At 69.5% G+C, this 3,572-nt stretch carries 4 protein-coding genes and 1 pseudogene; 3 read left to right on the top strand and 2 right to left on the bottom strand.

All coding sequences use genetic code 11. The features are described from left to right. The 3 genes from HMPREF3086_RS15425 to HMPREF3086_RS15415 form a co-directional block, all read left to right on the top strand. The coding region (locus tag HMPREF3086_RS15425) for a sigma-70 family RNA polymerase sigma factor (protein WP_083324475.1) at positions 1-880 on the top strand (880 nt) is incomplete at its 5' end. 65 nt (positions 881-945) lie between these two features. Further along, a complete protein-coding gene (locus HMPREF3086_RS15420) occupies positions 946-2,322 on the top strand; it encodes a TrkH family potassium uptake protein (protein WP_070722787.1) in 1,377 nt (458 codons plus the stop codon). Further along, positions 2,315-2,995, top strand: a complete 681-nt coding sequence (locus HMPREF3086_RS15415) for a potassium channel family protein (protein ID WP_007625874.1) — start codon at positions 2,315-2,317, stop codon at positions 2,993-2,995. Before HMPREF3086_RS15420 ends, HMPREF3086_RS15415 begins: the two co-directional genes overlap by 8 nt. A gap of 25 nt (positions 2,996-3,020) precedes the next feature. On the opposite strand, the gene HMPREF3086_RS15410 is transcribed toward HMPREF3086_RS15415, so the two are convergent. Then, positions 3,021-3,371: a VOC family protein gene (locus HMPREF3086_RS15410; protein WP_083324474.1), complete on the bottom strand. Its 351-nt coding sequence runs from the start codon at positions 3,369-3,371 to the stop codon at positions 3,021-3,023. 40 nt (positions 3,372-3,411) lie between these two features. Then, positions 3,412-3,572, bottom strand: a pseudogene (locus HMPREF3086_RS15405) (thiamine phosphate synthase); the annotation flags it as partial.

The following is a 3,572-nucleotide window of genomic DNA, read 5'->3' as shown; positions in this document are numbered from 1 at the left end:
GGCCCCGCCCGGCGCGGTCCTGCCCGACCGGGCGGCGCTCGAGCGGATCCGCGGGCAACTGCTCGGGATCGGCTACCGCATCACCGGCACCTGGGCGGACGCCGAGGACGCCGCCGACGAGGCACTGGCCCGACTCGTGGCGCTCGATCCGTCGGACGCCCCCCGCAACACCGAGGCGTGGCTGACCACCGTCGCGACCCGACTGTGCCTGGACCGCCTCCGGCGACGGAAGCGCGAGGACTACATCGGGGCGTGGCTGCCCGAACCCGTCGACACCGCGCTGCTGCCGGCCGAGCTGGCCGAGCAGCGGGATCAGCTGCGGATCGCGGTCCTGCTGGCGTACGAGCAGCTCGGGCCCGACGAGCGGGCCGCCTTCGTCCTGCGCGAGGCTTACGACCTGCCCTACGCCCAGATCGCCGAGGCGTTGCACGCCACCGCGCCCACGGTGCGCCAGTGGGTCAGCCGCGCGCGACACAGGCTCCAGACCGACCTGCGCCCGCCGGAGCCCGCGCCGGACGAGCTGATCGCCCGGCTCGTGGAGGCCGTGATCTCCGGCGACCTCGAGCAGACGATCGCCGTGCTCACGTCGGACGCCCGGGTCCTGTCGGATAGCAACGGCAAGGTCAACGCCGCCCGACGCGACATCGTCGGCGCCCGCAAGTGTGCGTACTTCCTGGTCAAGGCCATGGAGCTCGCCGAGGGTGCGGTCGCGCCGGTCGAGGTCAACGGAGAGCTCGCGCTGGCCGTGGTCTCGCGCGAGGTCCTGCGGGTGGTACAGGTCGGGGTGGTGGGCGGCCGAGTGGACCGCCTGTACTTCCACTGCAACCCGGACAAGCTCACACGTCTGGCCTTTCCCGAGGGATTCGCGGCGGCCGGCTGACTCCGTCCGCCGCCTGTCCCCGGGCGCCTCCGGCGAGCGCAGAGTGCCGGGTCTACTCTCTCGACATGGTCTCGACGATCCCGGGCGTCTTGTCCTCGGGCGCACGGGCGGTCCGCGCGTTCACGTACAGCTCACCGGCCCGCTCGGCGCTGCTGGCGTTCGCCGCGGCGATCGTGGTCTTCACGGTGCTGCTGATGATGCCGTGGGCCACCGCATCCGGCGACCCGGCGTACCTGCACGACGCGGTCTTCACCGCCACCTCCGCGGTGTCAGTGACCGGCCTGACGACGGTGGACACCGCGACGCACTGGTCCCCGGCGGGTCAGGTGGTGATCCTCGCGGGCATCCAGGTCGGTGGCCTGGGCATCGTGACGATCTCGTCTCTGCTGGCCCTGTCGGTCACCAGGCAGTTCGGCGTCCGCACGCGGCTCCTCGCGCAGACGGGGATGTCGGCGGGCGGACTGGGGGAGGTCCGATCGCTGATCACGACGATCGTCGTGTCCTCCGCCCTGGTGGAACTGGTCATCGCGCTGGTTCTCGCACCCCGTCTCATCGCCCACCACGGGTCGTTCGGGGACGGGCTCTGGCACGCCGTGTTCTATGCCGTGTCCGCGTTCAACAACGCCGGGTTCGTCCTCGACCCCGGAGGCCTGGCGCCGGTGGCGGACGATCCGGTCGTGTTCTGGGCGCTCATCTGTGCCGTGTTCCTGGGCAGCCTCGGCTTTCCCGTTCTCCTGGTGCTGTGGAAGCACCAGTGGCACCTCGGACGCTGGAATCTCCACACCCGACTCACGGTCGAGGTCAGTGTGCTCCTGATGCTCGTCGGTGCCCTGGGGTTCGCCGCGTTGGAGTGGAGCAACGGTGCCACCCTCGGCGGAGACGGCGTGGCCGACAAGCTCCAGCAGTCGGTGCTCGCCTCGGTGATGATGCGTTCCGGGGGTTTCGCCGTCATCGATCCCGTCGACACCAGGGCGTCGACCATGCTCATCACCGACGCGTTGATGTTCGTCGGTGGCGGTTCGGTGTCGACCGCAGGCGGAGTCAAGGTCACCACCCTGGCCGTGATCTTCCTGGCGTTCCTCGCTGAAGCCCGCGGTCGGGAGGACACCACCGCCCACGGGCGGGCCCTGCCCACCTCCTCGATCCGGGTCGCCGTCTCCGTGGCCGGGATGGGGCTCACCCTGGTATCCGTGTCCGCCCTGACCTTGATGATCCTCACCGGCGAGGATCTTGGGCGGCCTCTGTTCGAGTCCATCTCCGCCTTCGCCACCTGCGGGTTGAGTTCAGGTCTCAGCGCTGAACTCGAGCCGGCGGGGGTGTACGTTCTGTCCGGGCTGATGTTCGCCGGCCGAGTCGGCATCATCACCTTCGCAACCGCACTGACCATGCGGGCCCAGCGGACCAGGTACCGCCTACCCGTAGAGAGGCCGATCATTGGCTGATCGCACCCGCCGCCAGTCCCCGGTTCTCATCGTCGGGCTGGGCAGATTCGGAATCTCCCTGGCCACACAACTCGTCGGCCAGGGACGCGAGGTCCTCGCCGTCGAACGCGACCACGGACTCGTACAGAGATACGCGGACTCCCTGACCCATGTCGTCGAGGCGGACGCCACGGACATCGAGGCGCTACAACAGCTCGGCGCCCGCGACTTCTCCACCGCCGTCGTGGGAGTGGGCACGTCGATCGAATCGTCCGTGCTGGTCGCGGTGAACCTCGTCGACCTCGGTATCAACCAGGTCTGGGCCAAGGCGATCAACCAGGCCCACGGGAAGATCCTCACCCGTATCGGCTGCCACCACGTGGTGTTCCCCGAACACGACGCCGGGGTCCGGGTCGCCCACCTCGTGGCCAATCAGATGATGGACTTCATCGAGTTCGACGAGAGCTTCGCCATCGTCAAGATGCGCCCACCGAGGGACGTCATCGGCCACTCGATCGACTACTGCCATCCCCGCAGACGGCACAAGGTCAACATCGTCGGCATCAAGACCCCGGGCGGTCCGTTCCAGTACGCGCAGCCGGAGACCATCATCGGCGCAGACGACGTCATCATCGTCTCCGGACACGTTCGCGACCTCGAACGCTTCGCCGACTACTCCGAGCAGAAGCGGTGAGGGCTCGGCTGACGTCCCGGTCGAGCTAGCGGGCCACCCACATGGCCAGCTCGTTGCCGCCCGGCTCGCGGAAGTGGAAGCGGCAACGGCCCGGGAAGTCGATCGGCCCGAAGGTCACCGTGCCGCCGGCCCCCTCGACCCGCTGACGTGCCTCGTCGAGGTCGGCCACGCGGATCACGAGCAGCGGGGCGGGGGACTGCTCGTCGGCATCACCCTGGATGCCCACGTCCACGCCGCCTCCCATCAGGCTGGTGAACGAGGTCCCGTCGACCGTGGGCGACCAGCCGCACACGGTCTCAAGGAACTCGGCGGTCGCGGGCATGGAGGTGCTGGGGAACTCGATTGAGGTGATCTCGAGCGGCGTCCTCTTGTTCACGGTGCAGACGCTACGCGGGCTCACCTTCGGGTGGGAGTGATTTCCCGGCCTCCCATCGCGCGAGCAGCTCCGCCGCCGCAGCCCGCGGATCCGGGGCGGCCATGATCGCCGAGACCACGCAGATCCCGTCCAGCTCGGTGGCCGCCAGCTGCGCGACGGTCGCGGGCGTGACCCCGCCGATCCCGACCGCGCGAACACCGG

The organism is Dietzia sp. HMSC21D01, from assembly GCF_001815995.1.
GTDB classification, from domain to species: domain Bacteria; phylum Actinomycetota; class Actinomycetes; order Mycobacteriales; family Mycobacteriaceae; genus Dietzia; species Dietzia cinnamea.
This window is presented reverse-complemented; position numbering and strand designations above follow the sequence as displayed.

Coding starts and splice junctions, on each gene's coding strand:
- HMPREF3086_RS15420 (WP_070722787.1), top strand. CDS start 946: ATGGTCTCGACGATCCCGGGCGTCTTGTCCTCGGGCGCACGGGCGGTC.